The sequence below is a fragment of the Deinococcus rhizophilus genome, assembly GCF_030271215.1.
GTDB classification, from domain to species: domain Bacteria; phylum Deinococcota; class Deinococci; order Deinococcales; family Deinococcaceae; genus Deinococcus; species Deinococcus rhizophilus.
The window spans coordinates 1-24,989 of the sequence record NZ_JASNGB010000021.1 but is presented as its reverse complement, the minus strand read 5'-3'; the positions used below and the strand labels follow the sequence as shown (position 1 = coordinate 24,989).

At 70.7% G+C, this 24,989-nt stretch carries 26 protein-coding genes and 1 pseudogene; 17 read left to right on the top strand and 10 right to left on the bottom strand.

Annotation, left to right across the window (positions count from 1 at the left end; translation table 11 throughout):
* The 3 genes from QOL99_RS04485 to QOL99_RS04475 all read left to right on the top strand — a co-directional run.
* A partial coding sequence (locus QOL99_RS04485) for a DUF4097 family beta strand repeat-containing protein (protein ID WP_285521789.1) occupies positions 1 to 785 on the top strand: 785 nt, incomplete at its 5' end.
* Positions 782 to 1,426: a response regulator gene (locus tag QOL99_RS04480; protein WP_285521787.1), complete on the top strand. Its 645-nt coding sequence runs from the start codon at positions 782 to 784 to the stop codon at positions 1,424 to 1,426. The genes QOL99_RS04485 and QOL99_RS04480, both read left to right, overlap by 4 nt.
* Positions 1,423 to 2,286, top strand: coding sequence for a hypothetical protein (locus QOL99_RS04475; RefSeq protein WP_285521785.1), 864 nt, complete (start codon positions 1,423 to 1,425; stop codon positions 2,284 to 2,286). The genes QOL99_RS04480 and QOL99_RS04475 overlap by 4 nt, the downstream gene beginning before the upstream one ends.
* Positions 2,287 to 2,332: 46 nt before the next feature.
* Here the strand turns inward: QOL99_RS04475 and QOL99_RS04470 are convergent, their stop codons facing one another.
* The 3 genes from QOL99_RS04470 to QOL99_RS04460 form a co-directional block, all read right to left on the bottom strand.
* Positions 2,333 to 3,079: a chlorite dismutase family protein gene (locus tag QOL99_RS04470; protein WP_285521796.1), complete on the bottom strand. Its 747-nt coding sequence runs from the start codon at positions 3,077 to 3,079 to the stop codon at positions 2,333 to 2,335.
* Positions 3,080 to 3,195: 116 nt separating this feature from the next.
* Complete coding sequence (locus tag QOL99_RS04465) at positions 3,196 to 4,224, bottom strand: aldo/keto reductase (protein ID WP_285521783.1); 1,029 nt, start codon at positions 4,222 to 4,224, stop codon at positions 3,196 to 3,198.
* 51 nt (positions 4,225 to 4,275) lie between these two features.
* The gene (locus QOL99_RS04460) at positions 4,276 to 4,743 is read right to left on the bottom strand and encodes an ASCH domain-containing protein (RefSeq protein ID WP_285521780.1); all 468 of its coding nucleotides are present in this window, start codon (positions 4,741 to 4,743) and stop codon (positions 4,276 to 4,278) included.
* 114 nt (positions 4,744 to 4,857) lie between these two features.
* Here QOL99_RS04460 and QOL99_RS04455 point away from each other — a divergent pair, with 114 nt between their 5' ends.
* Entirely contained in the window at positions 4,858 to 5,082 is a 225-nt protein-coding gene (locus tag QOL99_RS04455; protein ID WP_285521778.1) for a hypothetical protein, read from the top strand.
* A gap of 79 nt (positions 5,083 to 5,161) precedes the next feature.
* On the opposite strand, the gene QOL99_RS04450 is transcribed toward QOL99_RS04455, so the two are convergent.
* Entirely contained in the window at positions 5,162 to 5,752 is a 591-nt protein-coding gene (locus QOL99_RS04450) for an acetoacetate decarboxylase family protein (RefSeq protein WP_285521775.1), read from the bottom strand.
* A 31-nt stretch (positions 5,753 to 5,783) separates the two neighbouring features.
* On the opposite strand from QOL99_RS04450, the gene QOL99_RS04445 reads away from it, so the two are divergent.
* Positions 5,784 to 6,146 (top strand): VOC family protein, encoded by a 363-nt coding sequence (locus QOL99_RS04445; RefSeq protein WP_285521772.1) that lies wholly within the window; start codon positions 5,784 to 5,786, stop codon positions 6,144 to 6,146.
* Between the two features lie 110 nt (positions 6,147 to 6,256).
* On the opposite strand, the gene QOL99_RS04440 is transcribed toward QOL99_RS04445, so the two are convergent.
* The gene (locus tag QOL99_RS04440) at positions 6,257 to 7,372 is read right to left on the bottom strand and encodes an AI-2E family transporter (RefSeq protein WP_285521770.1); all 1,116 of its coding nucleotides are present in this window, start codon (positions 7,370 to 7,372) and stop codon (positions 6,257 to 6,259) included.
* Positions 7,373 to 7,575: 203 nt separating this feature from the next.
* On the opposite strand from QOL99_RS04440, the gene cysS reads away from it, so the two are divergent.
* The 5 genes from cysS (at position 7,576) to QOL99_RS04415 (ending at position 12,626) form a co-directional block, all read left to right on the top strand.
* Positions 7,576 to 9,057, top strand: coding sequence for a cysteine--tRNA ligase (gene cysS / locus QOL99_RS04435; protein WP_285521769.1), 1,482 nt, complete (start codon positions 7,576 to 7,578; stop codon positions 9,055 to 9,057).
* 95 nt (positions 9,058 to 9,152) lie between these two features.
* Positions 9,153 to 9,731, top strand: a complete 579-nt coding sequence (locus QOL99_RS04430; protein WP_285521768.1) for a YcjF family protein — start codon at positions 9,153 to 9,155, stop codon at positions 9,729 to 9,731.
* On the top strand, positions 9,728 to 10,333 hold the full coding sequence (locus tag QOL99_RS04425; RefSeq protein WP_326522570.1) for an AAA family ATPase: 606 nt from the start codon (positions 9,728 to 9,730) through the stop codon (positions 10,331 to 10,333). The genes QOL99_RS04430 and QOL99_RS04425 overlap by 4 nt, the downstream gene beginning before the upstream one ends.
* A 318-nt stretch (positions 10,334 to 10,651) precedes the next feature.
* Positions 10,652 to 12,166 carry a glycine--tRNA ligase gene (locus QOL99_RS04420; RefSeq protein ID WP_285521767.1) on the top strand — a complete coding sequence of 505 codons (1,515 nt, stop codon included), beginning with the start codon at positions 10,652 to 10,654 and terminating at the stop codon, positions 12,164 to 12,166.
* A 70-nt stretch (positions 12,167 to 12,236) separates the two neighbouring features.
* The gene (locus QOL99_RS04415; RefSeq protein WP_285521764.1) at positions 12,237 to 12,626 is read left to right on the top strand and encodes a hypothetical protein; all 390 of its coding nucleotides are present in this window, start codon (positions 12,237 to 12,239) and stop codon (positions 12,624 to 12,626) included.
* A gap of 83 nt (positions 12,627 to 12,709) precedes the next feature.
* On the opposite strand, the gene QOL99_RS04410 is transcribed toward QOL99_RS04415, so the two are convergent.
* Genes QOL99_RS04410 through QOL99_RS04400 form a run of 3 tightly spaced genes read right to left on the bottom strand, consistent with a single transcriptional unit; the run spans position 12,710 to position 14,610 of the window.
* The gene (locus QOL99_RS04410) at positions 12,710 to 13,432 is read right to left on the bottom strand and encodes a hypothetical protein (protein ID WP_285521761.1); all 723 of its coding nucleotides are present in this window, start codon (positions 13,430 to 13,432) and stop codon (positions 12,710 to 12,712) included.
* Positions 13,433 to 13,436: 4 nt separating this feature from the next.
* Positions 13,437 to 14,027, bottom strand: a complete 591-nt coding sequence (locus QOL99_RS04405; protein ID WP_285521758.1) for a mismatch-specific DNA-glycosylase — start codon at positions 14,025 to 14,027, stop codon at positions 13,437 to 13,439.
* Positions 14,014 to 14,610, bottom strand: a complete 597-nt coding sequence (locus tag QOL99_RS04400) for a sulfite oxidase-like oxidoreductase (RefSeq protein WP_285521756.1) — start codon at positions 14,608 to 14,610, stop codon at positions 14,014 to 14,016. The genes QOL99_RS04405 and QOL99_RS04400 overlap by 14 nt, the downstream gene beginning before the upstream one ends.
* Before the next feature lie 164 nt (positions 14,611 to 14,774).
* On the opposite strand from QOL99_RS04400, the gene QOL99_RS04395 reads away from it, so the two are divergent.
* A complete protein-coding gene (locus QOL99_RS04395) occupies positions 14,775 to 15,701 on the top strand; it encodes a DUF4032 domain-containing protein (protein ID WP_285521755.1) in 927 nt (308 codons plus the stop codon).
* 35 nt (positions 15,702 to 15,736) lie between these two features.
* Here the strand turns inward: QOL99_RS04395 and QOL99_RS04390 are convergent, their stop codons facing one another.
* Positions 15,737 to 17,080, bottom strand: a complete 1,344-nt coding sequence (locus tag QOL99_RS04390) for a M17 family metallopeptidase (protein ID WP_285521753.1) — start codon at positions 17,078 to 17,080, stop codon at positions 15,737 to 15,739.
* 104 nt (positions 17,081 to 17,184) lie between these two features.
* Between QOL99_RS04390 and QOL99_RS04385 the strand changes: the two genes are divergently transcribed.
* The 4 genes from QOL99_RS04385 to QOL99_RS04370 all read left to right on the top strand — a co-directional run bounded on the left by QOL99_RS04385 (position 17,185) and on the right by QOL99_RS04370 (position 21,946).
* Positions 17,185 to 17,667, top strand: a complete 483-nt coding sequence (locus QOL99_RS04385; protein ID WP_285521751.1) for a MarR family winged helix-turn-helix transcriptional regulator — start codon at positions 17,185 to 17,187, stop codon at positions 17,665 to 17,667.
* Positions 17,664 to 19,727: an MDR family MFS transporter gene (locus QOL99_RS04380; RefSeq protein ID WP_285521750.1), complete on the top strand. Its 2,064-nt coding sequence runs from the start codon at positions 17,664 to 17,666 to the stop codon at positions 19,725 to 19,727. Before QOL99_RS04385 ends, QOL99_RS04380 begins: the two co-directional genes overlap by 4 nt.
* 277 nt (positions 19,728 to 20,004) lie before the next feature.
* The gene (locus tag QOL99_RS04375; protein WP_285521749.1) at positions 20,005 to 20,337 is read left to right on the top strand and encodes an Asp23/Gls24 family envelope stress response protein; all 333 of its coding nucleotides are present in this window, start codon (positions 20,005 to 20,007) and stop codon (positions 20,335 to 20,337) included.
* Positions 20,338 to 20,374: 37 nt separating this feature from the next.
* Positions 20,375 to 21,946 (top strand): DAK2 domain-containing protein, encoded by a 1,572-nt coding sequence (locus QOL99_RS04370; protein ID WP_285521791.1) that lies wholly within the window; start codon positions 20,375 to 20,377, stop codon positions 21,944 to 21,946.
* 52 nt (positions 21,947 to 21,998) lie between these two features.
* Here the strand turns inward: QOL99_RS04370 and QOL99_RS04365 are convergent, their stop codons facing one another.
* Entirely contained in the window at positions 21,999 to 22,982 is a 984-nt protein-coding gene (locus tag QOL99_RS04365) for an acetamidase/formamidase family protein (RefSeq protein ID WP_285521748.1), read from the bottom strand.
* A gap of 44 nt (positions 22,983 to 23,026) precedes the next feature.
* Here QOL99_RS04365 and murF point away from each other — a divergent pair, with 44 nt between their 5' ends.
* The gene (gene murF, locus QOL99_RS04360) at positions 23,027 to 24,301 is read left to right on the top strand and encodes a UDP-N-acetylmuramoyl-tripeptide--D-alanyl-D-alanine ligase (RefSeq protein ID WP_285521746.1); all 1,275 of its coding nucleotides are present in this window, start codon (positions 23,027 to 23,029) and stop codon (positions 24,299 to 24,301) included.
* Between the two features lie 368 nt (positions 24,302 to 24,669).
* Positions 24,670 to 24,989 (top strand): annotated as a pseudogene (locus QOL99_RS04355) (hypothetical protein); the annotation flags it as partial.

Sequence of the window (24,989 nt, the reverse complement as noted above, 5' to 3'; positions counted from 1 at the left end):
CCACCCACCGCGAGCGCAATCCGCTGCGGGTGCAGACCTCGCGCGAGGGGGCCACCCTGCGGGCCGAGGTGCGGCTGGACGTGGCCCCGCTGAGTGATGACCGGGTCAACCTCAACACCCCCGCCGTGCAGCACCGCCTGGACGTGCAGCTCTCGCGCGGGGTGCCCCTCAGCCTGGGGGCCGGGACCGCGAGCGGCGACCTGCGGCTGGACCTGCACGCGCTGCGGGTGCGCGAGCTGACCGCCCGCACCCGCTCCGGCTCCCTGGTGGCGACCCTGCCCGCGCTGGAGAGCGGCCCCCTCACGCTGGGCACGGCGAGCGGGACCGTGACCCTCCGCGCTCCCGCCGCGTGGCGGGCACCGTCCCTGACTGTCACGAGCGGCAGCGGCGCGGTCACCCTGCGGCTGGGGGAAGCGTGGGCGCGGCGGGTGACCGTCACCACTGCGGGCGGCGACGTGACGGGCGAACTGCCGCGCGGGGAGGCGGGCCGCGTGGCCTCCGGCTCCGGTGACCTCGCCCTGCGGCTGCCGGACGGGGCGGCGGGGACGCTGACGCTGCAAACGACTTCCGGGGAGGTGCGCCTCAGCCTCCCCCCCGACACCTCCGCCCGCGTGCGGCTGGTGGGAGGCCGCCTGCTGGACCCGCCGGGCGACCTGTTGCGGCAGGGGGACGTGATCGCCACCGACCCCGCCGCCCTCACCACGCCTGGCCTCGATATCCGGGTGGAGGCGCCCCGCCTGCGCCTCGCCCGCCGACTCCCCGACCCCGAAGGAGACACGCCATGACCGACCCCCATCCCGTCCGCGTCCTGCTGGTGGACGACCACGCCGTCGTCCGGCAGGGCCTGCGGCTGTTTCTGGGCCTGGACCCGTCCCTGGAAGTCGTGGGCGAGGCCGCCAACGGCGAGGAGGCCCTCGCGGAAGCCGGGCGCCTGCGCCCCGACGTGGTCGTGATGGACCTGATGATGCCCGTGATGGACGGCATTCAGGCCACCCGCGCCATCCGCCGCAGCCTGCCCGACACCGAGGTCATCGCCCTGACGAGCACCCTGGAGGAACACAAGGTGAACGGCGCGATCGACGCCGGAGCGATGGGCTACATGCTCAAGGACGCCTCCTCCGACACGCTGGCCGAGGCCATCCACGCCGCCGCGCGGGGCGAGGTGCGGCTGCACCCGGAAGCGGCCCGCCGTCTGGTGCGCGACTTCCGCTCGCCCGAGATGCGCGAGAGCCTGACCCCCAAGGAGGTGATCGTGCTGCAACTGATCGCGCGGGGGTACTCCAACCGCGACATCGCCGCCGATCAGAACGTCACCGAGGCGACCGTCAAGACCCATGTCAGCCGCCTGCTGAGCAAGCTGGGGCTGGAGAGCCGCACCCAGGCCGCCCTGTACGCGCTGCGGCACGGGCTGGCGAGCCTGGAATGAAGCAGCCAGCTTCCAGCGGCCAGCCGCCAGCGTTCGGCGGACTCGGGCTGGTCTTGCTGATGCTGGGCCTCGCGGGGCTGGGGGTCGTGCTGGGGCTGCTCCGGGCCGTCTCGCTGGAGGGGCCGCAGTGGTGGAGCCTGGCGAGCTGGACGCCCTTTCTTCTCGCCCCGGTCGGCGTGCTGGCGGCCCTGGCGCTGTGGCTGGGGCGGCGGCACCCGGCAGCGGCGGCCGGGGGAGGGGTCGGGGCGGCGCTCGCGTCGGTGTGGGCCAGCGTCACCCTGCTGCACCCGGAGGTCAACCGGGACGCGAATATTGGTCTCGCCATGTACGTGGTCCTGGGCTGGCTGTTTCCGCTCGGCCCGGCTTTCCTCGTCGGCGCGGGGCTGGGCCTGCTGCTGGAGGGGCGACGCGGCACCCCTTCATCCCCCGCCGCCCTGGAAGACGCCCGGCCCCGCCCCCCGCTGCGGCCCTGGCTGTGGCCGCTGCTCGCCCCGGCACTGGTGTCACTGGCGGTATCGGTGCAGCCGTTCGTGCGGGTGGTGGCGCGGGAGGGCGCGGGGGACTGGCTGGGGTTGCTGGTGGCCGTGCTCGTGACCTCCGCCGGGCAGCTCGCCGTCGTCCTCTCCCCTGCCCTGATCGCCCTGCTGATCCTGCGAAACCGTGCCGCCCGCGACGGCAATGTGCGACCCCGCCTCGCCGCCTTCTGGGGCCTGTGCCTGGGGTTGGCGGTGACGCTGGGGCTGTTCGGGTTCGGAACGGGGCTGCTGGAAGGGGTGCCGCTGGAGGTCTCCATCCTGCTGTGTGCGCTGCCGCCCGTGGTGGGGTACGGGGTGGGGGCAGTCCTCTCCCACAAACGCTGAGGCAGAGGGCCGTACACTCGCGCCCCCTGCCCCCGACTCCCGGACCTCAGCCCAGGTCGTTCAGCACGCCGCCGAGGTCCTTTTTCACGCAGGTGAACATCGGCGTGTCCTGCAAGGTGTACATGCTCGCCTCGGTGTAGCGCAGGCGGTGGACGAGGTCCACGAACTCCTGCGGGTGGTCGGAGTCAAAGGACACCACGAACTCCTGATCGTCGATGCCGTAGGAGTAGCTGGTGTTGATCCGCACGCCCTTGAAGGGACCCGACGCGTAGATGTGCTCGTCCATCATGCCCTGGCGCGCCATCGGCGTGAGGTCGTACCACGCCCGCGTCTTGACGAAGGGGTAGATGAACAGGAACTTGCCCTGCCCCGGCAGAATCTCCAGCCCGTGCCCGCTGCCCTCGACGCGGTTGACGTACTGGCTGCGCTTGTTCATGGAGACGAAGTGGTAGGGCTGCGTGAGGTAGCCCATCAGGCGGGTGCGGTTGAGCCGGGCCTGCGCGTCCTGAAAGTCCCGCACGTCGAAGGCAATGCGCCACAGCATGAAATCCACGTCCCCGCGCACACCGACCAGCGAGTAGCTGCGCTGGATGTGTCCCGCCTCGGCCGGAGCGTCCGTGACCCAGCCCCCGGCGGCGGCCAGGAACTCGGCCTTCAGCTCCTCGCGCTCGGCCTGCGGCAGGCGGCGGAAGCTGGGATCGAGCTTGAAAAAGGCGTAGTTCAGGAACTGCCGCTGGGCGCGGTCGGGCTCGCGCTGCGTGACCTGCCCGCTGGGGTCGAGGTCCACCATCATCTTCGGGCGGCCACCGGGAGCGCCACCGGGACGGCCTCCCGTGGCGGCGGGGGGCGTCTCCCCCGTCTGCGCCGACTTCTGCCCTTCACCCCCCACTGGGCCGCTCACTGGGCCGCTCACTGCGCCACCGCCTGACCGCGCAGGTCGGTTTCCAGGCCGAAGTTCTCGCGGTAGAGGGTCTGAATCCGGTTGTACTCGGCGTCCGTCAGGGGCGCGGCATCAAAGGTCTGCACGTATTCCTCCAGCCCCTTCTCGTCGTAGATGTTGGGGAGAATGCTCGCCATCGCGGGCGAGCGCAGCGCGAACTGGAGGGCGAGCTGGCCGACCGTGCGGCCCCGGCCCTCGACAAATTCGGCGTTCAATTGCTCCACCTTCTTCAGCCCGTCTTCCATCCAGGCCTTGCGGCGGGCGTTGGTGGTCATGCGCCAGTTGCGGTGGTCGCCGGGCTCGAACTCGGTCTCCAGAGTCATGTAGCCTTCCAGCAGCCCGGAAGCGTGCGGCACGCGGGCCATCACGCCGACCCCCTCCTGCTCGGCCACGGGCAGAATCTGTTCGCCCAGCACCTGCTCGAGCAGGTTGTAGATGATCTGGGTGGGGGCGCGGCGCTCCCGGATGGAGGCGGTGCCCTCCTCGATCTGCCGCTCATTGAGCGCCGGGCCCAGCGCGGTGCCGTAGGCGCGGATCAATCCCTCGGCCTTGAGCCTCTCCAGCTCGGCCCACAGGTCATCGTTCCGGATGGCGTCAAGGCGGCAGTTGTGCAGCTGGTAGTAGTCGATGTAGTCGGTGCCCAGCCGCTTCAGGGAGCCTTCCAGCGCCTTGCGGAGATACGTGGGCGTCCAGTCGTGCGGGCGCTCCTGCTGCCCCGGGCGCTCGGGGTGGGTGTAGATGTCATAGCCGAATTTGGTGCCGATGATGATCTTCTCACGCACGCCCTGCAGCGCCCGGCGCTGAATCTCCTCGGCACAGCCCGAGGCGTAGGTGTCCGCGTTGTCGAAAAAGGTGACCCCGAGGTCGTAGGCGCGGCGCAGCAGCCGGACGGCCATCTCCTCGTCCTTGACGCCCCACCACGTCGTGCCCACGGTCCACACGCCGAAGCCCACCGCGCTGACGGTGAGATCGGTGCCCAGCAGTTTGCGATAGTCCACGTCCCGCACTATCCCACCGCGCCGGGGGGACAATGCACCCCGAACGGGCGGTCAGGCGCGGCCGTAGACCAGCTCGAAACGCTCGCACAGCACGGTTTCGTCATCGCTGAACGGGCGAGGTAGGTCCGTCAGCCTGCCGAAGAAGCGGCGGTGGGCGTCCCGCCACCAAGCGAGTGTGCGGTCCCCCTCGCCCTCGTCGTGCGCGAAGGCGGCATCCACCTCCAGAAAGGGCCGCTCACGCCGTTCCGCCGTGCGGATCAGGGCGGCAGGCACGCCGCGATCATCCAAAACCACGCTCAGATCGCCTTCCTCGCAGCTTCGTTCGGCGGGCCAGCTGCAGGTCGCCGTCTTGACTCCCGCCAACACCAGGGCCAGCAGTTCGTCGGCCATACGCGGCGAATCCCCGAAGGCAAAGGCGTCAGCGGGCTCGGGCAGCGGGCCGAGCGCACGGCGGGCCTCGTTCATGAATTCCAGGACTGCTGGCGACAGCGCAGCGGGGGGGACTGAGGGGTTGGTCATTCGGTGAGCGTACCTGCCGCAGCCATTCCAGCGGCCAGCTCCGGCGCGACGGGCACCCGTTGCTGCCCACGCCACGCGCCGGAACGCCCGCCCCGGCCGCCCCGTAAAAGCGGCATGGGCTTCTTCAACTCCCCCGCCCCCGAACCTCAACCCGTCCACCGCGCGGGCAAGGACCTGACCTGCGCCCACTGCGGCCACACGGCCTTTCACGCGGGCGAGGCGCAGCTCAACACCCAGGGCCTGACCTTCCTGGGGCTGGACTGGCTGAACGGGACGGCTGATTACTTCGCCTGCGCTCAGTGCGGGCACCTGCACTGGTTTCTCCAGGTGATGCCCTGAGCTGGCCCCCGGTTGCCATTGACGAATCCTGCATACCGCGCTATCCTCTGTTCATTCACCGCCCGAAGTGGCGGTTTTTTCATGCCTGCCCGTTGTCGACCCCCCCGGGCACCGGGAAGACCAGGCGGAAGTCCGGCACGCCCAGGGTCAGCACTGGGCGAGTGCGCGGCGGGGCGGGCGACAGCCCCCGCAGATGCCCCACCGCCAGCCGCGCGGGAGTGAGGCGCCCGCTGGCCTCCAACGTGGTCAGCAGCCAGCCCCCCGCCCCGTCCAGGCCCGGCTGCGCGAGCGTCCGCAGGGGCGGGGGCAGCAGCGCCGTGTTGACGGGGACACGCCAGGTGCCGACCTCGTACTCCAGGCGGGCGACCTCCGCGCCGTCGTCGCCCGTGACCCGGACCTCGCCCACTCGCCCGTTTCCGGTCCAGGCGAAGTGGGCGAGGTGCTTGGGCATCCCCCAGTTGCGCCGCCCCCACACCACGCTCTGCTCGGTGCTCACCACGATGGCCCGGACCTGGGGTCGCCACCCGGCGGGGGTACGGGTCCGTTCCGCCCACAGCAGCTCGTCGTAGGGACCGACCGGGCAGGCCGCGTAACGCACCAGCATCAGCACGCCGGAGGCCGAGAGGGTGATCACTCCGCGTCCGGTCAGGGTCCAGGGGGGCGGGGTCATGGGGCCAGGGTACGCGCTAGCCTCTGTCCCGATGCTCAAGCACGTCTCCTTCGTGACGCGGGACCTCGCGGCGGTCCTCGCCTTTTACACGCGGCTGGGCGGCGTGGTCGAGAAAGACCTGACCACCGCCGAGGGCTTTCGCCGGAGCGTGGTGCGCCTGGGCGAGGGCCGCCTCCAGTTCTTCCAGCTTCCGGGCGAGAGTCCCGCGCCGCACCCGCACTGGGCCGAGCACATCGCCCTGCACGTCCCCGGCCTCCGCGCCCTGCTCCCCGAACTCCGCGCCGCCGGGGTGACGGTCAGCCGCGACCTTCAGTCCAGCCCCGGCGGGCGCGACATGGCCTTCGTGCTGGACCCCGACGGGCGGCAGGTGGAGTTGCTGGAGGGCGGCCTGTAACGCGTGGCACGCTGCTTGTGGAGAAAATGTGGAGCAAAGAGGAAGGTGGGAGGCGTTCCGGGCGCCTCCCACCTTCCTCTCCCAGCCACCGGCCACGGGCCACACGCCCTCTACGGCCCTTCGGTGTACACCCGGCTGGGGTAGTAGTACTTGTCCAGCAGCAGCTTGCCCAGCGCGACGACGGGCACGGCGAGCAGCGCCCCCACGAAGCCCAGCAGCGAGGCCCCCACCAGAATGGCGACCAGCACGGTGACCGGGTGCAGGTCGGTGGTGCGGCCCAGGACGTAGGGGCTCAGGAAGTTGCTCTCGATCTGGTTGGCAAGCACAAAAACCACCACCACGCCCAGCATGCTCCAGCCGCCCAGCGGCAGCGCGAGCAGCAGCGCGGGGGTCGCGCCGATCACCGGGCCGAGGTAGGGCACGATGTTGAACGCCCCGGCCAGAAAGCCGATGGCGGCGGCACTGGGAATGCCCAGCAGGGTAAGGCCCACAAAGACGAACACGCCGATAAACAGCGCGATCACCAGCTGCCCGCGCACGTAGCCGCCCACCGCCGTGCCCAGCAGGTGGCTGATTTCCAGCACGCGCGGCTGCCAGGGGCGCGGAAAGGCCCGCAGCAGCGAGGCGTTGACCCGGCTGTAATCCAGCATCAGGTAGATGCTCAGCAGCAGGATGATGACGATCTGCCCCAGCACCCCGCCGATCGAGACGATCTGCCGGAAGACGGTGCCGGTGGAGTTCAGGGCGTTTTGCAGGATGGGAATCAGGTTCTGGCCGATGTTCTCCACGTAGGTCTGCACCGCTGCGGTGATGCGCTCGCGGGCGTCCGCGAGGTTCCCGATGCCCCGGTCCCCCAGCCACCCGAAGAGGCGGTCGATCACGACCCCGAGTTGCCCGATCTGGTCCGGCAGCCGCGCGAGCAGGTCGATAAGCTGCGCCGAGACGGTCACCAGCAGGGCTCCCGCGAGCGCAAACAGCGCCACGAACAGCAGCAGCACGAAGAACACGCCCAGTCCGCGCCCCACCCGCCCCCGTTCCAGCCAGTTGAGCAGCGGGTTGGCAAGGTAGGCGATCAGGAAGGCGATCAGCACGTTCCAGACCACCGTGCTGACCTCGCCCAGCAGCCGGTAGAGGACATAAAAGGCCAGCCCGAACACGAGCAGGCGAATCCAGGGGCTGCGCCAGGCGTACTCGAAAGCGGTCGGCGGCTTGGGGGGCGAGATCACACCCGCCATGATACGGAGCGGCCGAGGGCCCCCACACGGGAGCCGAAGGTTACCCCAACGTCCTGCCCGCGCGGCGGCTTCTGCTACAGTGGCCCCATGACCCCGTGTTGCCTCCCCCCCGCGGCCTGAGCGACACGTTTCGCCGCCGCGCCCCTTCCCTGTGTGGAATCGGCGCGGCTTTTTCCTTTCCCCGAGGAGCCCCCATGACGCAGCCCCCCAGCCCCCCGGCCCGCATCCCCGACCCCAACATTCACCTCTACGACACCCTCCAGCGCCAGAAGGTCCGTTTCGTGCCGACCACGCCGGGGCGGGTGGGCATGTACCTGTGCGGGCCGACCGTGTACTCGGACGCGCACCTGGGGCACGCCAAGAAGGAGGTCGCCTTCGACGTGATCCGGCGCACGCTGATGCATTTCGGGTACGGGGTGCGCTACGTGACCAACGTGACCGACGTGGGCCACCTTCAGAACGACGCCGACGAGGGCGAGGACAAGCTCCAGGCCCGCGCCCGGCTGGAGCAACTCGAACCGATGGAGGTGGCCGACAAGTACTTCTGGTCCTTCGTGCGCGACATGGACGCCCTGAATGTCCTCAAGCCCAGCATCAACCCCCGCGCGACCGGGCATATCCCCGAGCAGATCGCGCTGATCGAGGAACTGATCGAGAAGGGCCACGCCTACGAGTCGGGCGGCAGCGTCTACTTTGACGTGCGCTCGTGGCCCGACTACGGCAAGCTCTCGGGCCGCAAGCTCGACGAACAGGAGGAAGGCACCCGCGAGGCGGTGCGCGAGGAGAAGCGCGACCCCCGCGACTTCGCCCTGTGGAAGCGGGCCGAGCCGTCGCACCTGATGCGCTGGGAGTCGCCCTGGGGCGTGGGGTTCCCCGGCTGGCACATCGAATGCAGCGCGATGAGCCTCAAGTACCTGGGCGAGGGCTTCGACATCCACGGCGGGGGGCTCGACCTGCAATTCCCGCACCACGAGGCCGAGATCGCGCAGGCGGAGGCCGCCGGGCACGCCTTTGCCCGCTACTGGATGCACAACAACATGCTCACCATCGGCGGCGAGAAGATGTCCAAGAGCAAGGGCAACTTCACGACCATCCGCGACCTGCTCTCGCACCACGACCCGATGGTGGTGCGCTTCCTGCTGGTGGGCAGCCACTACCGCTCGGTCACCGAGTTCTCGGAAGAGGCCTTCGGAAGCGCCCGCAGCGGCTACCGCCGCCTGACCGAGGCGCTGCACGAGGTCGAGCGCCGCCTGCCCTCGGCCCCCCAGCGCGACGACCCGGCGCTGCGGGAGAAAGTCGCCGCGCATGTCCACGAGTTCGAGAACGCGATGCGCGACGACTTCAACACGCCCCGCGCGGTGGCGGCCCTCTTCGGCCTGACGACCGACGTGAACGCGGCCCTGAACGGCGGCGAGGTCGGCCGGGGAGCGCTGGAAGCCGCCCGCGACGCCTACCGCACGCTCGGGGGCGACGTGCTGGGGCTGTTTGCCGGGAGCGCCCCGGAGGGGCAGGACGACGCGCCCGTCGTGGACGCGCTGATGGAACTGGTTCTCAAGGCCCGGCAGAATTACCGCCTGCAAAAGCAGTACGCCGAGGCCGACGAGTTGCGCGGCACCCTGGCCCGCGTGGGCGTGACCGTGGAGGACACCAAGGACGGCCCGCGCTGGCGGCGGTGAGGGCGCGGGAGGGGGGGGACGGGTCCTGACCGCTGCTCAAGTTGCTCAAGACTCCCCGCCCCCGCGCTCATGGCCCGCACCGCTACACTTTCCCCATGTTCCCCCTCGTGCGGCAGGTGCTGGACAACTTCAATTTTGACGTGGACCCCGACCTCTCCCAGGAGGAGAACGTCGAGGAGGTCATCAAGAGCGCGGCGCTGCTCTCGGGGGCGATTGCGGTCGAGCCGGTGCCCTTTGCCGACATCCTGCTGATCACGCCCCTGCAGGCCAAGATGGTGCTGCACATCGGCAAGATCTACGGCTTCGAGATCACGCCCGAGCGCTCGCGGGAGATCGCGCAGGAACTCGGCGCCACGGTCGCCTACGGGGTCGTGGCGCGGCAGGTCATGCGCGGGGTCGCCAAGATCGCGCTGCCGGTGATCGGCGGGATCATCACCGCGCCCGCCGTCTACGGCTGGACCTTCGGGCTGGGGCGGGTGGCGCAGCAGTACTTCGAGCGCAAGCGGGCCGGGCTGCCCGCCACCCGCGAGGAACAGGTCAAGGTCATTCAGGAGGCCAAGGCGCAGAGCCGCCGCGTGCTGCCCAGCCCGCAGGACTTCTCCGACCTCGCCTCCGAGCTGCGCCGCCGCGCCGAGGAGAAGGGCAAGGGTGGGGGCCGGGGGGACGTGAACTGAGCGCGGGACCCCTGCTGCTGTGGGTCAACGGTCCCTTCGGGATAGGCAAGACGCACACGGCCTACGCGCTGCACCGCCGCCTGCCCGGCAGCTTCGTCTGTGATCCCGAGTATCTGGGCTTCGCCATCCGGCACATGACCCCCCACGAACTGCGCGGCGATTTTCAGGACCTGCCGCTGTGGCGTGAGGGCGTGTACCAGCCGCTCAACCGCACGCTCACCCATTCGCGCCGGGTGGTGATCGTGCCCATGACGCTGGTGGTCCCGGCGTATTTCGAGGAGACGGTGGGGCGGTTGCGGGCCGACGGCCACCGGGTCTGCCACGTCGCGCTGCTCGCGTCCCGGCCGACTGTGCTGCGACGCCTGCGCTCGCGGGGAGAGGGGGTCAGAAGCTGGGCCGCTGGGCAGGTCGACCGCTGTCTGGACGGGCTGAGCCAGCTCGACCCCGCCGACGGGCTCCACACTGACCACCTCACGCTGGAGGAGGTCATCGAGGAGGTCGCCCGGCGGGCGGGCCTGACCCTACAGCCCGACCGCACGCCCCCGCTGGCTCGCCCGCTGCGGCGCTGGGCGGTAGCGCTGCGCCACCTGCGGCGCGACTGATCCGTGAGCTGAGGCGTGAGTGGCCAGGGGCCGCTCCCCCCCGCTTGACCCCTTCCCCTTCCCTGCGCCACACTCCCCTCAGCGTTGATCCGCAGGAGTAGCGGGACACGTACCTCTGAGCGAGTCCGGGACGGTGAGAGCTGGACAGGTGGCGGCCAGCGAAGGGCGGCGGGGAGCTGCAACACGACAAAAGTGCCAGGGGCCGGAGACACCGGCACTGGAACTGGGGTGGAACCGCGTAGCACTGTCTGCGTCCCCAGACGAGCCGCAAAGGGCCGCGTCTGGGGACGTTCCTTGACGGCTCAAAGGAGAGACGGTATGCCCGCAACCTCGATGGAAGAACTTGTCAGCCTGTGCAAACGCCGCGGCTTTATTTTTCAGGGCAGTGAGATTTACGGCGGCCTGCAAGGGTTCTACGACTACGGTCCCCTCGGCGTGGAACTCAAGAACAACATCAAGGCCGCGTGGTGGCGCACCAACGTCTACGAGCGCGACGACATGGAAGGTCTGGACGCCAGCATCATCATGCACCGCATGGTGCTGCGGCACTCGGGCCACGAGGCCACCTTCAGCGACCCGATGGTGGACAACAAGAAAAATGGCCGCCGCTACCGCCTCGACCACCTCGTCAAGGACCAGAAGGAAGGCGTGCAGGCGAAGGTGGCCGAACTCATGGGCGCGGACCCCGCGAACTTCGCGGCGCTCGTCGCCGCGCTGAACGCGAACCCCGCGCAGGCGTCGGCGGCGCTGAAGGACGCGGGCGTGCGCGACCCCTTCTCCGGCGAGGTGGGCGACTGGACCGAGCCGCGCCCCTTCAACATGATGTTCAAGACCACCATCGGCCCGGTCGCGGATGAGGACTCTTACGGCTACCTGCGCCCGGAGACCGCGCAGGGCATCTTCACTAACTTCAAGAACGTGGTGGACAGCACCTCCCGCCGCCTCCCTTTTGGCATCGCGCAGATCGGCAAGGCGTTTCGCAACGAGATCACGCCGCGCAACTTCATCTTCCGGGTGCGCGAACTCGAACAGATGGAGATCGAGTTCTTCTGCGTGCCCGGCACTGACGAGGAGTGGCACGAACACTGGCTGGAAAAGCGCCTGAAGTGGTGGGAAGACCAGGGCGTGCCCAGAAGCAAGATCGAGATTCTGGACGTGCCGAAAGAGGACCTCGCGCACTACTCCAAGCGCACCTACGACCTGATGTACGACTACCCCACCCTGGGGCACGAGGAGATCGAGGGCATCGCCAACCGCACCGACTTCGACCTCGGGAGCCACACCAAGGCGCAGTCCGAGCTGGGGCTGGTGGCGAAGGTGGAGGAGAATGCCGACTCCATCGCCAAACTGACCATTCCGCACCCGGAGACGAACAAGCCGGTGGTGCCCTTCGTGATCGAGCCGTCTGCCGGGGTGGACCGGGCGATGCTGGCGGTGCTGGCCGAGGCGTTCACGAAAGAGACGCTGGAGAACGGCTCGGAGCGCATCGTGCTGAAACTGAAACCGCACCTCGCGCCCATCAAGGTGGCCGTCATTCCGCTGGCCCGCAACCGCGAGGAAATCACCAGCGTGGCCAGGGCCATCAAGGCCGAGCTTCAGGGCCTGGGCCTGGGCCGGGTGCTGTACGAGGACTCCGGCAACATCGGCAAGGCGTACCGCCGCCACGACGAGGTCGGCACGCCCTACTGCGTGACCGTGGACTTCGACACCGTGGGCAAGGGCGAGGACCCGGCCCTCACCGACACCGTGACCGTCCGCGACCGCGACACGCTGGGGCAGGAGCGCGTGAAAATCAGCGAGTTGAGCGCTTGGATTCGGGAGCGGCTGAGGTAAGGCATTCACCACGCAAGGCAACGCCCCCGCCTCAGCGCGGGGGTCGTCCTCGCGGCGGTAGGCTGACCCCATGACCCAGAGGGCCGAGGACCGATTTGCCCCGCAGCTTCTGAAGCTGGAGCAGGTGGTGATGCAGCTGTACGCGGAGCACCCCAGCCTGACCGACGCGCAGGTGGACGCCGCCTACGAGGAACTGGCGCGGCTCTACCGGGCAGAGGCCACAGCGCACGCCTACCGCCCGGGCAGGCTGGACGCTCCCCGCCAGCTTGTCCACGACGCGTTGCTGCCGGTCGCCGAGGCGCTGCGGGGCCGCCCGGCGCCACTTCCCGGCGTGCCTGTCATCGTGGCCGAGGACCTGCGCGTCTGCTTTGCCCGCCTGCGCTCCAGCATCCGGGTCTGGCACCGCGAGGGGCGGCAGGCGTACCTCAACTATCTGGCGCGGATGGTGCCGCTGGGATAGGTGACCGGCGCAGGCAAGCAGCGACGAGCCCCCGTCCGCTCTGGCTGGGGGCTCGCCGCTGTTGTGTGGCCTGGGGCTGGCCGCTACTCCTCCCCCTCCCCGTACTTGCTTTCCAGATAGCGCCGCTGGGCCTCCAGCGTGCGGGTGTGCTGGCCCCGGCGCTCGTGGACGACCTCGCCCATGCGGCGGCCGATCAGGTCGAGCTGCGAGGCGAGCAGCCGCTCGGCGTCGGGGGTGCGGGGGGCCGCCTGGTAGGTGTGCAGCAGCTCGGGCAGGTCCTCGCGGGCAGCCTGCCGCGCATCGAAGGCGTCGCGGCCCAGCGCCCCGTCCCCGGCGGTCAGGCGCAGGGCGTCGCGGGTGGAGATGATCGCCGCGTGGAAGGCCGGGCGGGCCGCCGGGGGCAAGGCCCGCTCGCCGGAGCGCAGCAGCCGCAGCAGCCGCGCCTCGTCATCCTCGGGGGTAGCCTGCGCGAGGGGCACCTCGGGGGCAGGGATCAGCAGGCGGCGGCCCCGGAAGAAGGTCCGGGCCACTCCCAGAAACGCCAGGATCAGGGTGATCCCGATCAGCCACCCCGCCGGGTCCCAGCCCAGCGCGAGCAGGAGGCCGAACAGCAGCAGCAGCCCCAGCACCACGACAAACCCCAGCACCCCCTGTACGGCCAGCCAGCCCAGCCCCCTGGCGCGGCGGCCCAGGTCGGGCGGCAGCGCAGGACGGGGCAGCGCCGGGCGCGGGGAGGCAGGCCGGGTGGAGGGCAGCCACGGATCGTCGCCGGGACGGGGAGGACGGGGAGGCACACGCGCCGACATATGCTCAGGGTACGGGGTAAGCGGCGTCCCGGTTCCCGCGCAGCTCCCGCACCCGGTCCCCGAGCGCCTGCCACGGCTCCAGCCGGAAGTGCGTGTGCCCCAGCGGACTCGTGGAGGGCATCACCCAGACCTCGCAGCCCTCCAGCGGCAGGAGTTGCGGGCCGTAGGGCAGCTTGCCGGTGGGCAGGCCCAGCGTCTCGGAGGCCCCCCGCTTGGAGGTAAAGGCGACGAGAGTGGGTTGGTAGCGCCGCAGCTTCTCCCGCAGTTCGTCGGGTGCCCACGCTTCGCCCGGCAGCGCCGAGTCCACCCCGCTGTGCCGCTTGGCCACGTCGGTCAGGCCGATGCCGTACCCCGGCAGCCCTGCGTACTCGCGCGGGGCGAGTTGCCGGGGCGTCAGGCCCACCTGGGCCAGCACGCGCCAGAACTTGTTCTCCGGATTGGCGTAGTACGCCTTCGCTCGGGCGCTGATGCGGCTGGGAGCGGTGCCCACGAGCACCAGCGTGAGCCCCTCCTGCAACACGTCGGGAACGAGGTACCCCTCCCCCTCCCCGGCGGGCGGCTGGCCGCTGGAAGCTGGCCGCTCAGTCGTCGTCATACCGCTCCTCGGCGAAGGGGTCGCCGCGCATGTGGTAGCCGTTGCGCTCCCAGAAACCGGGACGATCGGTGTCCATGAACTCCAGCCCGGTCAGCCACTTGGCACTCTTCCAGAAGTACAGGTGCGGCACGACCAGCCGCAGCGGGCCGCCGTGCTCGGGCGTGAGCGGCTCGCCGCCGAAGGTGTGGGCCAGCAGGTTCTCGGGGCGGGTGAAGTCCTCCAGGGGGAGGTTGGTCGTGTAGCCCCCCACCGAGTGCTGCATGACGTGGGTCGCCCCCGGTTTGAGCTGGAGGTGCTCCAGCAGGTCCACCACCCGCACGCCCGTCCAGGTCGTGTCGAGCTTGCTCCAGTGGGTCACACAGTGGATGTCGTAGGTCAGGGTGGTCTGCGGCAGCGCCAGCAGGTCCGCCCAGGTCAGGGTCCTCTCCTCGGCCAGTCCGAAGACGCGCACGACGACTTCCTCGGGGGCGTAGTGCTGCGCGGGGCCGTAGGTCAGGACCGGGAAGCGGGTGGTCAGCGTCTGGCCGGGAGGGACACGGCCGCCCATATCGTCCGCGGGCTTCTTGAAGAATTTGCCGAGCATGGAGGTATTCCACCCCCGCGCGGGGGCGGGGGCTATGGGCGGGGGCACCTTTGCGGGCCTGCCTCAAGACTTTCATCAGGTGGCCGGGACAGCCGACATTCGGCGGACCAGAAAGGTGTACGCTGGACACCAAAGCGGGCGAGTGCCCCCCCGCTGGGAGAGCCATGACCGACCACGACCAGAGAACCCGCGCCCGGCACGAGGTGGAACGCGCCCGCCGGGTGGCCCACCTGCACGACCTGCTCGCCATCCTGCGGCGCGAGCGGGGCGACCTGCTGCCCTTCGAGTGGGTGCGGCACCTCGCGCCGGACGGCGAGCACACCCTGGGGGTGCAGGCGATTCCGGTCGAGCAGATCGCCGGGTCGGTGGACCGCTACCGCGAGTTCGACCGCCACTTCCTGCCGCGCGAGCGCCACCTCGACGAGCGCTGGATCGGCGTGCGGTCGGCGCAGCTTCAGGGCAAGGAACTGCCGCCCATTCAGGTGTACAAGGTGGGCGGGCTGTACTTCGTCAAGGACGGCAACCACCGCGTCTCGGTCGCCCGGCGGCAGGGGCAGCGGTACATCGACGCGCACGTGATCGAGTTGCAGGTCTCTGTCCCGCCCGACGAGGACGACACCCTGCGCGACCTGATCATCAAGGGCGAGTACGCCCGCTTCCTGCGCGAGACACGGCTGGGCGAGGTGGTGCCGGGCCACCGCGACATCCTCTTCACCACGCCGGGGCGCTACGACCGACTGCTGGAGCACATCCGCACCCGGCAGTATTTTCTCGACCGCAAGCCGGGGCGCGGGGGCCTGCCCCCGGTGTCGTGGGAGGAGGCGGTCGAGAGCTGGTACCGCCGCCTGTACAGCCGGGTGGTGGAGAATCTGGAGAAGCACGGCGTGATGGCCCGCTTTCCGGGGCGCACCGAGGCCGACCTGTACCTCTGGATCATGGACCACCGCTACTTCCTGACCCAGCAGGGCGGACACGACGTGGGCAGCGAGGAAGCCACCCGCGACTTCGGGGAGCACCACGCCCCGCCCCTCTACCGGCGGCTGGGGCAGCGGCTCAAGCTGCGCTGGCGGGGGAAATCAGAACCGGTTTAGGGAACGTGGAGACAGACCCCTCCACGTTCCACGTTCTACGCTCCGTTCAGCACGTACCCCACCAGCGTCCCCACGCCCCACCCGGTCGCCTCGCCGCCTTCCTGCGCGTTTCCGGCGATGTCGAGGTGCGCCCAGGGCCGGGTGACGAACTCCTGCAAGAAGAGCGCCGCCTTGATGCTGCCCCCCTGCGGGGCGAGGTCGGAGTTGCGCAGGTCGGCCAGCGTCTCCTTCTGGAAGGCCTTGAGGTAGGGCGCGTGGAGGGGCAGTTCCCAGACGTACTCGCCCGCCGCCTCCGCGCCTGCCCTCAGCCGGGCCGCGAGGTCGGCGTCGCTGGCGAAGAGGCCCGCGATGTCGGCCCCCAGCGCGATCATCTTGGCCCCGGTCAGGGTCGCCACGTCCACGATCTCGGTCGCGCCCTCGCCTTCGGCGACGGCCAACGCATCGGCCAGGATCAGGCGGCCCTCGGCGTCGGTGTTCACGACCTCCACCGTCTTGCCGTTCGCCGCGCGGTAGATGTCACCGGGGCGCATGGCGTGGGGGCCGACCATGTTCTCGGCGGCGGGGACGTAGGCCCGGACCTCCAGGCCCTGGGGCAGACGGTCCCGCAGACCCGCGAGCGCCCGCATCGCGCCGAGGACGGTGCCCGCGCCCCCCATGTCGTTTTTCATGCCGTACATGCCCGCCGCAGGCTTGATGGAGTAGCCGCCCGTGTCGAAGGTCACGCCCTTGCCCACCAGGGCAATCACCCGCGTCACCTCGCCCCGCGCGGGCAGGGTGACCCGGATCAGGCGCGGCCCGGTGGCGCTTCCGGCGGCGACGGCGGCGAGCAGGCCCATGCCCCGCGCCTCGATCTCGCTGCTGTCCCAGATGTCCACGTCGGCGCCGTGGCCTTCCAGACGGCGGGCCTCGCGGGCGAGGGTCGCGGGGTTGAGGACGTTGGCGGGGGCGTTCACGAGGTCGCGGGCGAACTGGACCCCGGCGGCGAGGGCTTCGAGCCGGGCCCCGTCCGCGAGGCCCTGCACCGTCAGGGACGCGGGAGCGGGGCGGGCCTTCCCCCGGTAACGGGCATCCCTGCGCCCGGCGGCGAGGGCCGCGAGCGCGAGGGCGTCCCCGTACCCGCTGGCCTCCACCGCCAGGGACGCCGCGCCCAGGTCGTTCGCCAGCTTCACGAGGGCCGCGCCCACCTCGCGGGCCTGTCCCGCGTCCTCCGGGGTCAGCGCGGCGGCCACGTCTCCTGACTCGCCGCGCGAGAGCAGCGCCACCTTGCCCGGTTTCAGGTCACGGGTCAGGCGCCCCTCTTCCGCCGTCCCCGGCGTCACGAACGTCAGCGTCAGGTCGGCGGCCTGCGCCCCCTCCAGCGGTCCCATCACGAGTTGCATGGCCCCCAGTAGACCACGGCCCCGGACGACCCTTCCCGGCTAGGCCACTTCACGTAGTCGGGAATATAGTTGACCTAAGTGAACTATTGCCGTAGTTTAATTGGATGGCCGTCTCCCCCCCCAGCCCCCCATCCCGGCCCGGGCCGACGCCCGAACAGGTCAGCCTGTTTATCGGGCGGATGTGGCACTTCAACCGCAAGCTCAAGCAGGACGTCAACCCGCTGCTGGCCGAGAAACACGACCTCGACACCCGGCGCTTTTTCGTGCTGCGCGGGATTCAGCAGGGGGCGGGCTACCCCAAGGTGCTCGCCGAGCGGCTGGAGTTGCCGCCCGCGCTGCTCAGCCGCTACCTCGACGGGCTGGCGCGGCAGGGCCTGATCGCCCGCGCTCTCGACCCCGACGACTCACGCCGCACCCGCCTGAGCCTGACCCCGCAGGGCGAGGCCGCGCTGGCCGCCACCGTGCAGACCGTGCATGAACTTGTCGGCACCCGGCTCTCGCGCCTCGCCCCTGACACCATGGCGACCGTCCTCGGCGCCCTCGCCGTGCTGACCGACGAGGGGCAGACCCAGGAGAACCCCGCGTGACCGCTCCCGTCTCCCCCGCCCCCACCGCGCCCCCCTCTCCCGGGCAGCCCTTCACCCCGCAGGAAAAACGCGTCACCCTGATCGGCCTGCTGGTGGTCTTCTTGCTCGCGGCGCTCAGCCAGACCATCGTGGGCACGGCGATGCCGCGCATCATCGAGGACCTGCAGGGCTTCAACCTCTATTCCTGGGTCACCACCGCCTACCTGCTCGCCTCCACGGTGATGGTGCCCATCTACGGCAAACTGTCCGATTTGTACGGGCGCAAGCCCATCCTGGTGTTCGGGATCGTGGTCTTCTTGCTGGGATCGGCGCTGAGCGGCCTGAGTGGTGAGCCCTGGCTGGGCAACTTCCTGGGGGGCGGCATGAACCAGCTGATCGCCTTCCGGGCGGTGGCGGGCTTCGGGGGCGCGGCGCTGTTCACCATCACCTTCACCATCCTGGCCGACCTGTTCGACCCCGCCGAGCGGGCCAGGTTCGGCGGGCTGTTCGGGGCGATCTTCGGCCTCGCCAGCGTGATCGGCCCCGCCGTGGGGGGCTTTCTGACCGACCAGGCGTCGTGGCGCTGGGTCTTCTACGTGAACCTGCCGCTGGGCCTCTTCGCCCTCTTCCTGATCCTGTCGAGGATGCCCAGGCTGACCCACCGCGTGGCGGGCCGGATCGACTACCCCGGCGCGGCGCTGATCCTGTTGACGACCATTCCGCTGCTGCTCGCGCTGACCTGGGGCGGCATCACCTACCCCTGGGACAGCGCCCGCATCCTGGGCCTCTTTGCCCTCAGCGCGGTCAGCCTGCTCGCCTTCGTGTGGGCCGAGTCGCGCACGAAAGACGCGATCATTCCGCTGAACCTCTTCCGGGTGCCGATGTTCAGCCTGGGCAATCTGGCGTCCTTCATCATGGGGATGGCCTTTCTGGGCGTGATCCTGTTCCTGCCGCTGTTCATGCAGATGGTGCTGGGCGTGTCCGCGATGGACAGCGGCTTCGCGATGTTCCCGCTGATGGGCGGCCTGATTCTGGCGAGCATCGTGAGCGGGCAGGTCGTGGCCCGCACCGGGGCCTACAAGCCCTGGCTGGTGGGCAGCGCCGTGGTGCTGGGCGTGGGCATGTGGCTGCTGACCTTCCTGACCCCGCAGACCACCCTGCTCGATCTGGGCTGGCGCATGTTCATCGTGGGGCTGGGGCTGGGGCCGTCGCAGAGCCTCTTTACCCTGGCGATTCAGAACGCGGTGCCGGTGGGGCAACTGGGCATCGCCACCTCCAGCAGCCAGTTTTTCCGGCAGATCGGCTCGACCATCGGGGCGGCGGTGTTCGGCACCCTGCTGCTGAACAACCTGCACAGCGAACTGCCCCGGCATCTGCCCCAGGTTCCGGGAATGCAGATGAAGGCGGACAACTTCGACCTGGGGGCGCTGCGGGCCAGCGGCAGCGGGAACGGCCCGGAGAGGGAGATTCAGGCGGCCTTCGACGCCCAGTACCGCCAGATCGAGGCCGCCCTGAACGGCGACGCGGCGGCAGCGAAGGCCGTGGCGGGCAACGGGGCCCTGCCCGCCGAGGTGCGCGGGCTGGTCACGGGCGGCGGGCTGACGGCGCGGGTGCGCGAGGGCCTGGAAGCGCAGGCGAACGCCGCAGAGTCGGCCCTGTCAAACGGGGAAGCCGGGCGGCAGGCGCTGCTGGCGAGTGAGGAGACGCCCGCCGCGCTGAGGGCCCAGCTTCGCGCCCTGCCCGCGCAGGCCCTCGCCACCCCGCAGGCGGCGCAGGCGACCGCCGCGCAGGTCGGACAGGCCATCCTCGCGCAGGAGCCGGAACTCGTGCAGGAAACCACCCGCACCACCCTGGCCGAGCTGAAGACCCGCCTGAACGAGCAGGCCCGCACGCTCGCCGCCCAGCTCACGACCGGGCTGAAGGACGGCTTCACGGCGGCGATGACCCAGATGTTCGGCACCAGCCTGTGGTTCGTGCTGGCGGGGCTGCTGGTCACGCTCTTCGTGCCCGTGCTGCCGCTGCGCTCCAGGGCCGAGCCGGTGACGGTCTCGGGGAACCCGGAGGCGCAGCCGGGGGACTGAAGCCGCCCGCAACGCCTGACCCAGCCCTCTCCCACAGTGGAGGGGGCTCTGGTTTGGCAAGCAGGCGGACACCAGCGCCGCTTGACCCCTCAGTCGGCTTTGCCGACAGCTCCCCTCGAGGGGAGCCAGGAAGCTGCGCGAGGGGGGTCACGTCTTTTGCCTCCCTTCAAGGGGAGGTGGCCCGAAGGGCCGGAGGGGTGAAGCGCAGAAGGGCAGACGGGCACCATCGCGCACCGTTCAGGCTCCCTTCACGCCCCGCCGTATACTCGCCCTTACTGTGACTGGTTCCATTCAAATCACCGAGGGCGCCCTCGCGTCCCTGATCGGGCTGACCGCGCACGAGGTGCCGGGCGTGGTGGGCATGGCCCCGGCGAACCTCAAGGAAGGGATTTCCCGCGTGCTGGGCCGTGCCAACGCCCGCGAGGGCGTCGTCGTGACCCGCGACGGGGCCGACTACTCCGCCGACCTGTACATCGTGATGGCCTACGGGGTGAGCATCCCGACTGTCGCCCAGAACATCAAGGAGCGGGTGGAGCACCTCGTGCGGACCCAGGCGGGCATAGAGCTGAAGGCCACGCGCATTCACGCCGTGGGGGTGCAGCGTGCCTGAGCATGCCCAGACCCTCTCCCCCGCCGACCTCGCCCGGATGCTGCGGGTGGCGACCGACTGGCTGGGCGTGTACCGCGAGCAGGTCAACGCCCTGAACGTCTACCCGGTCCCCGACGGCGACACCGGCACGAACATGCACCTCACCCTGCAATCGGTGCGGCGCGAACTCGACACCTGCGACGAGCGCGACATGGCCTCGGTCGCCCGCGCGATCAGCTACGGGGCGCTGCTGGGGGCGCGGGGCAACTCCGGCGTGATCCTGTCGCAGCTCCTGAAGGGCTTCGCGGAGACGGTGCGCGGGGTGAGTGCCATCGACGCCGCTACCCTCGCCGCCGCCTTCCGCGCCGCCCAGAAGGCCGGGTACGGGGCGGTCATGAAGCCCGTCGAGGGCACCATCCTGACCGTCGCGCGGGGCGTGGCGGACGGGGCGTGTGGTCCCCGCGAGCGCGAGACGGTGGACGCGGTGTTGGAACAGGCCCTCTTTGAAGGCCAGAAGTTGCTCGACCAGACGCCCGAGATGCTTCCGGCCCTCAAGCAGGCGGGCGTGATCGACTCCGGCGGGCAGGGATACCTGTACGTGGTGCAGGGGATGCTGGCCGCCCTGCGCGGCGACGCGCTTCCCGAGGCCCCCGAGATCATGGGTTACGCGGGCGAGCAGTTCGAGACGGAGGAATTCGGGTACTGCACCGAGTTCCTGATGTCGGAGGCGACCAAACCCATCGAGGAAATCCGCGACCTCGTGACGCCCTTCGGGGACAGCCTGCTGGTCGTGGGCGCCGAGGGCTACGTCAAGGGCCACATCCACACCAACGAGCCCGACGCGCTGCTGGCGACGGTGGGCCGCTACGGGCGGATGCTCAAGACCAAGGTCGAGGACATGTCCGAGCAGCACACCGAGATTCTGGGCATGGCGGGGGCGGCGGCGCGGGCCGAGGACGAGGTGCCCGCCTCCGGGCTGGTGGCGGTGGCGAACGGCTACGGCCTCGTCAAGCTGTTCCGCAGCCTCGGCGCGCGCATCGTGTCGGGCGGGCAGACCGCCAACCCCAGCGTGCAGGACATCGTGGACGCGGTGCGCTCGGTGAGCGCCGAGAAGGTGCTGATCCTCCCCAACAACAAGAACGTCCTGATGGCCGCCGAGAAAGCGATGGAACTGATGGAGGGCCGCGCCGTGGTCGTGCCCACCCGCACGCTGGGACAGGGCATCGGGGCCGCGCTCGCCTTCCAGCCGGACGCCGACGCGGAGAGCCTGCGGGACGCGATGAACGAGGCGGCGGGCCACGTGACCACCTTCGAGGTCACCCGCGCGAGCCGCTCGACGAATATCACGACCCGGGAAGGCGAGACGCTGGAGATCGCGGAGGGCGACGTGATCGGGTTGAAGGACGACGAACTCGTGCAATCGGGCGGAAGTGCGGAAGACAGCGTGCTGCATATGCTCAACCGCAGCTACGAGGGCCAGGAGGTCGTCACGGTGTTCGGCGGGCCGCAGAGTACCCCGGAGAGTCTGGACGCGCTGGCCGGACAGATCCGCCACGCCTTCCCGCTGGCGGAGGTGGAAGTGCATTCGGGCGGACCGGACCTGTACGACTATCTGGTGACTCTGGAATAACCCGGCGAAGTCAGGGGCGACCGCTTATGCCGCAGCGGTCGCCCCCGCTCCTTCACCCCTCCCCGAACACGTCCAGCGGCAAGAACGCGCTCACCGTGTAGTTCGGTGCGTCCACGATCTGGCTGATCTTCAGGTCCACACAGGCGCTCGACAGGACGTAGGCCTGCTCCAGCGTCAGCCCACGGGCCTCCAGCCGCCGCAGCAGCGGGCGCAGGGCGAGGCGGGCGGCTTCCATCAGGTCGGGATGGTGGCCGGTGGTGGCGTGCCAGCGGGTACTCGTGCCGCCGTGGGTGGGGGTGGCGAACTCGGGGGTGGAAAGCCCCGCGCCCCGCTCCAGGCCGAAGCGCAGCGTCACCCGCCCCGCGCACTCGATCCCGGTGCCCGACAGCTCGCCGTCTCCCTGCGCCGCGTGCAGGTCGCCCACTGAAACCAGTGCCCCCGGCGCCTCCACCGGGAGCCAGAGGGTGCTGCCCGCGACGAGTTGCCGGATGTCCATGTTGCCGCCTACCCGGCGGGGCGGCGCGGTCGGATGCGGCCCCGGTTCGCCGGGCGCCACACCCATCACGCCGGGAAAGGGCGCGAGCGGCACCCGGATGCCCGGCAGGAACTCCGAATGGTCGCCCGCCCGCAGGTCCCAGAGGTGGGTGTAGGGCTTCAGGCCCTCCGCCCCCAGGACCGCGTCCAGCAGGCCGATCCCGTCGGGGCGGCAGCCGGTCCAGCCCCAGGCGGCGGTGCGGACCTCCAGCAGCTCGACGCGCAGGGCATCCCCCGGCCCGGCCCCCTCCACGAAGACGGGGCCGGTGAGCGGGTGCCCGCGTGGGCCGGGGCGCGGAGCGTAAGCGTCCGCCGCCGCGAGGGCGAGCAATTCCGGCGAACCGGAGGCGTCCCCCTGCGCCGCCCGCCGCGCCACCCCGCCGTCCGAGGCGTCCAGCGTGTCGAAGGTGACCGTGTCGCCGGGGCGAACGCTCAGGGCCGGGGGCAGGGCGCGGTCCCAGACGGTATGGACGGCTTCGCGGCCGAGGTGGTGGTGGGTCACGCGGTCAGACTACGGCCCGGCCGCTCCCCCGGTATCCTCCGCCCATGCTCGACCCGCACGGCCCCCTCCCCTTCTCCGCTGCCGTTCACCCGGCGGCCCGCCCCGCCACACGCCTGACCTGGGACTCGCGCGAGGCGTCCCCGGAGGTCGCCTTCGTGGCCCTTCCCGGCGAGACGATGCACGGCAACCGCTTTGTGGAAGCGGCGCTGGCGGCGGGCGCCCCCTTCGTGCTGACCGACCTCGACGTGGAGCGGGCCGTGCGCGTACCGGACGCGCGGGAGGCCCTCTTCGCCTGGGCACGCGCCGAGCGGGCGCACACCCCGCTGGTGGTGGGCATCACCGGCAGCGTGGGCAAGACGACCGCCAAGAGTTACGCGGCGGCGGCGCTGGACGCGGCCTACATGCCCGTCTACAACACCCTGCCCGCCATCGCCTGCTTCCTGATCGAGCATGGGCAGGCCCGAAAGCCCCTGGTGGTCGAGATGGGCATCGACCGGCCAGGCGAGATGGCCGAGCTGGTGGACCTCGTGCAGCCCGACGTGGGCGTGGTGACGAGCATCGGGGCGGCGCATCTGGAGCAACTGGGCAGCCTGGAGGGGGTGGCCCGTGAGAAGGGCGTCTTGCTGCAAGGGCGCCGGGGACTGGTGGGAGAGCAGGCCGCCGGGTGGTACCCGCGCACGCCGACCTACGGCTTCGGGGAGGGGGTGACCCACGCCGGGGAAGGGTTGGATGTCACGCCGGAGGGCGCCCGCTTCAGCTTCCGGGGCGTGCCCGTCAGCCTGCCGCTGGCCTCGCGGGTGCAGGCGGAGGCGGCGGTACTGGGGCTCGCGCTGGCGGCGGAGGCCGGAGTTCCACTGCAAGACGCGGTGACGCGGCTCGCCGGGGTGCAGGTGCCGGGGGGCCGCTTCCGGGTGCATCCGGGCCGCTACACGGTGATCGACGACGCCTACAACGCCTCGCCGCTGGCCGTGACCGCCGCGCTGGACGCCCTCGCCGCCTTTCCGGGCCGACGCATCAGCGTGCTGGGAAGGATGCTGGAGCTGGGCGGGGCGGAGCGCGAGTTGCACGCCGAGGTCGGTGCCCACGCCCGGATGCGGGCCGACCTGACCTACGGGGTGGGGGCCTTCGCCGCCGAGCTGGGCGACCGCGCCCACACCAGCGTGCCCGAGCTGCTGGCCGACCTGCTGCCCGAGGTGCGCGACGGCGACGTGATTCTGGTGAAGGCCAGCCGGGGCATCTCGTGGACGCCTTCGCGGCGGGCGCAGGAGGGCGTGGGGCTGGACGTGGTGGTGGGGGCGCTGCTGGAGGCCAGGGGGTAGGGCAGGGCGGCAGGCTCCCGGGTTCAGGAGGGAGGAGAGGAGTCGACGACCGCTCTCGCCAGAGCCATCCTTTCCCTGTGGCAGCCGTCCGAGGCGTCCCCACCTCGCCAGCACGCTTTCCAGGCAGCCGAGCCGCCGGGGCCTTCCAACTGGGCGAAAGGGGGGGTGGAGGGGGACACGGCGGCGAGGCAAGCAGGGCCGGGAGATGGGGGACGACCTTTGCCCAGCGCAGCGCCGCTCCCCCCTTCCCTCTGGGGACTCGCAGAGCGGCTTGCAGAGGGGGCTGGAGGGGGTGAGGGGTGAGGACACCGACGACTCAAGACGCCCTGCCCCACCCTCCTCAGCCCTCCCCGCGAAACAATGTCCCCATGCGCCCCCTCCTCTGCCTGACGCCGCTGCTCCTGCTCGCCGCCTGCGCCCCTGTCCCGGCGACCTCCCCCGGCAACGCGGCCCGTCCCGCCCTGACCGTCCCCGCCTTCGACGCCGCCTTCTCTCCCGATGGGGTGGCCTGGGTGGACGCCGGACGCGCCTGCGTCGCCCGCGTCCCCTCCTACCGCCCCGTGTGTCCCCGCCTTCCCGGCCCGGCGGTGGCGGTGGCCTGGAACGGCGGCGACGCCTGGGTCGCCCTGCCCGGCGCGGGCATGGTGCTGACCCTGGACCTCGCGGCCCGCTCGGTGCCGGTGGGCCG

Excerpts from the sequence above, each read along its gene's own strand:
- QOL99_RS04400 (WP_285521756.1), bottom strand. The coding sequence starts at position 14,610 with ATGCTCGGCAAATTCTTCAAGAAGCCCGCGGACGATATGGGCGGCCGT.
- QOL99_RS04445 (WP_285521772.1), top strand. The coding sequence starts at position 5,784 with ATGCTCAAGCACGTCTCCTTCGTGACGCGGGACCTCGCGGCGGTCCTC.
- QOL99_RS04405 (WP_285521758.1), bottom strand. The coding sequence starts at position 14,027 with ATGACGACGACTGAGCGGCCAGCTTCCAGCGGCCAGCCGCCCGCCGGG.
- QOL99_RS04460 (WP_285521780.1), bottom strand. The coding sequence starts at position 4,743 with ATGACCAACCCCTCAGTCCCCCCCGCTGCGCTGTCGCCAGCAGTCCTG.
- QOL99_RS04370 (WP_285521791.1), top strand. The coding sequence starts at position 20,375 with ATGCTGCGGGTGGCGACCGACTGGCTGGGCGTGTACCGCGAGCAGGTC.
- QOL99_RS04395 (WP_285521755.1), top strand. The coding sequence starts at position 14,775 with ATGACCGACCACGACCAGAGAACCCGCGCCCGGCACGAGGTGGAACGC.
- QOL99_RS04455 (WP_285521778.1), top strand. The coding sequence starts at position 4,858 with ATGGGCTTCTTCAACTCCCCCGCCCCCGAACCTCAACCCGTCCACCGC.
- QOL99_RS04470 (WP_285521796.1), bottom strand. The coding sequence starts at position 3,079 with ATGATGGTGGACCTCGACCCCAGCGGGCAGGTCACGCAGCGCGAGCCC.
- cysS (WP_285521769.1), top strand. The coding sequence starts at position 7,576 with ATGACGCAGCCCCCCAGCCCCCCGGCCCGCATCCCCGACCCCAACATT.
- QOL99_RS04420 (WP_285521767.1), top strand. The coding sequence starts at position 10,652 with ATGCCCGCAACCTCGATGGAAGAACTTGTCAGCCTGTGCAAACGCCGC.
- murF (WP_285521746.1), top strand. The coding sequence starts at position 23,027 with ATGCTCGACCCGCACGGCCCCCTCCCCTTCTCCGCTGCCGTTCACCCG.
- QOL99_RS04430 (WP_285521768.1), top strand. The coding sequence starts at position 9,153 with ATGTTCCCCCTCGTGCGGCAGGTGCTGGACAACTTCAATTTTGACGTG.
- QOL99_RS04410 (WP_285521761.1), bottom strand. The coding sequence starts at position 13,432 with ATGTCGGCGCGTGTGCCTCCCCGTCCTCCCCGTCCCGGCGACGATCCG.
- QOL99_RS04475 (WP_285521785.1), top strand. The coding sequence starts at position 1,423 with ATGAAGCAGCCAGCTTCCAGCGGCCAGCCGCCAGCGTTCGGCGGACTC.
- QOL99_RS04415 (WP_285521764.1), top strand. The coding sequence starts at position 12,237 with ATGACCCAGAGGGCCGAGGACCGATTTGCCCCGCAGCTTCTGAAGCTG.
- QOL99_RS04480 (WP_285521787.1), top strand. The coding sequence starts at position 782 with ATGACCGACCCCCATCCCGTCCGCGTCCTGCTGGTGGACGACCACGCC.
- QOL99_RS04385 (WP_285521751.1), top strand. The coding sequence starts at position 17,185 with ATGGCCGTCTCCCCCCCCAGCCCCCCATCCCGGCCCGGGCCGACGCCC.
- QOL99_RS04450 (WP_285521775.1), bottom strand. The coding sequence starts at position 5,752 with ATGACCCCGCCCCCCTGGACCCTGACCGGACGCGGAGTGATCACCCTC.
- QOL99_RS04390 (WP_285521753.1), bottom strand. The coding sequence starts at position 17,080 with ATGCAACTCGTGATGGGACCGCTGGAGGGGGCGCAGGCCGCCGACCTG.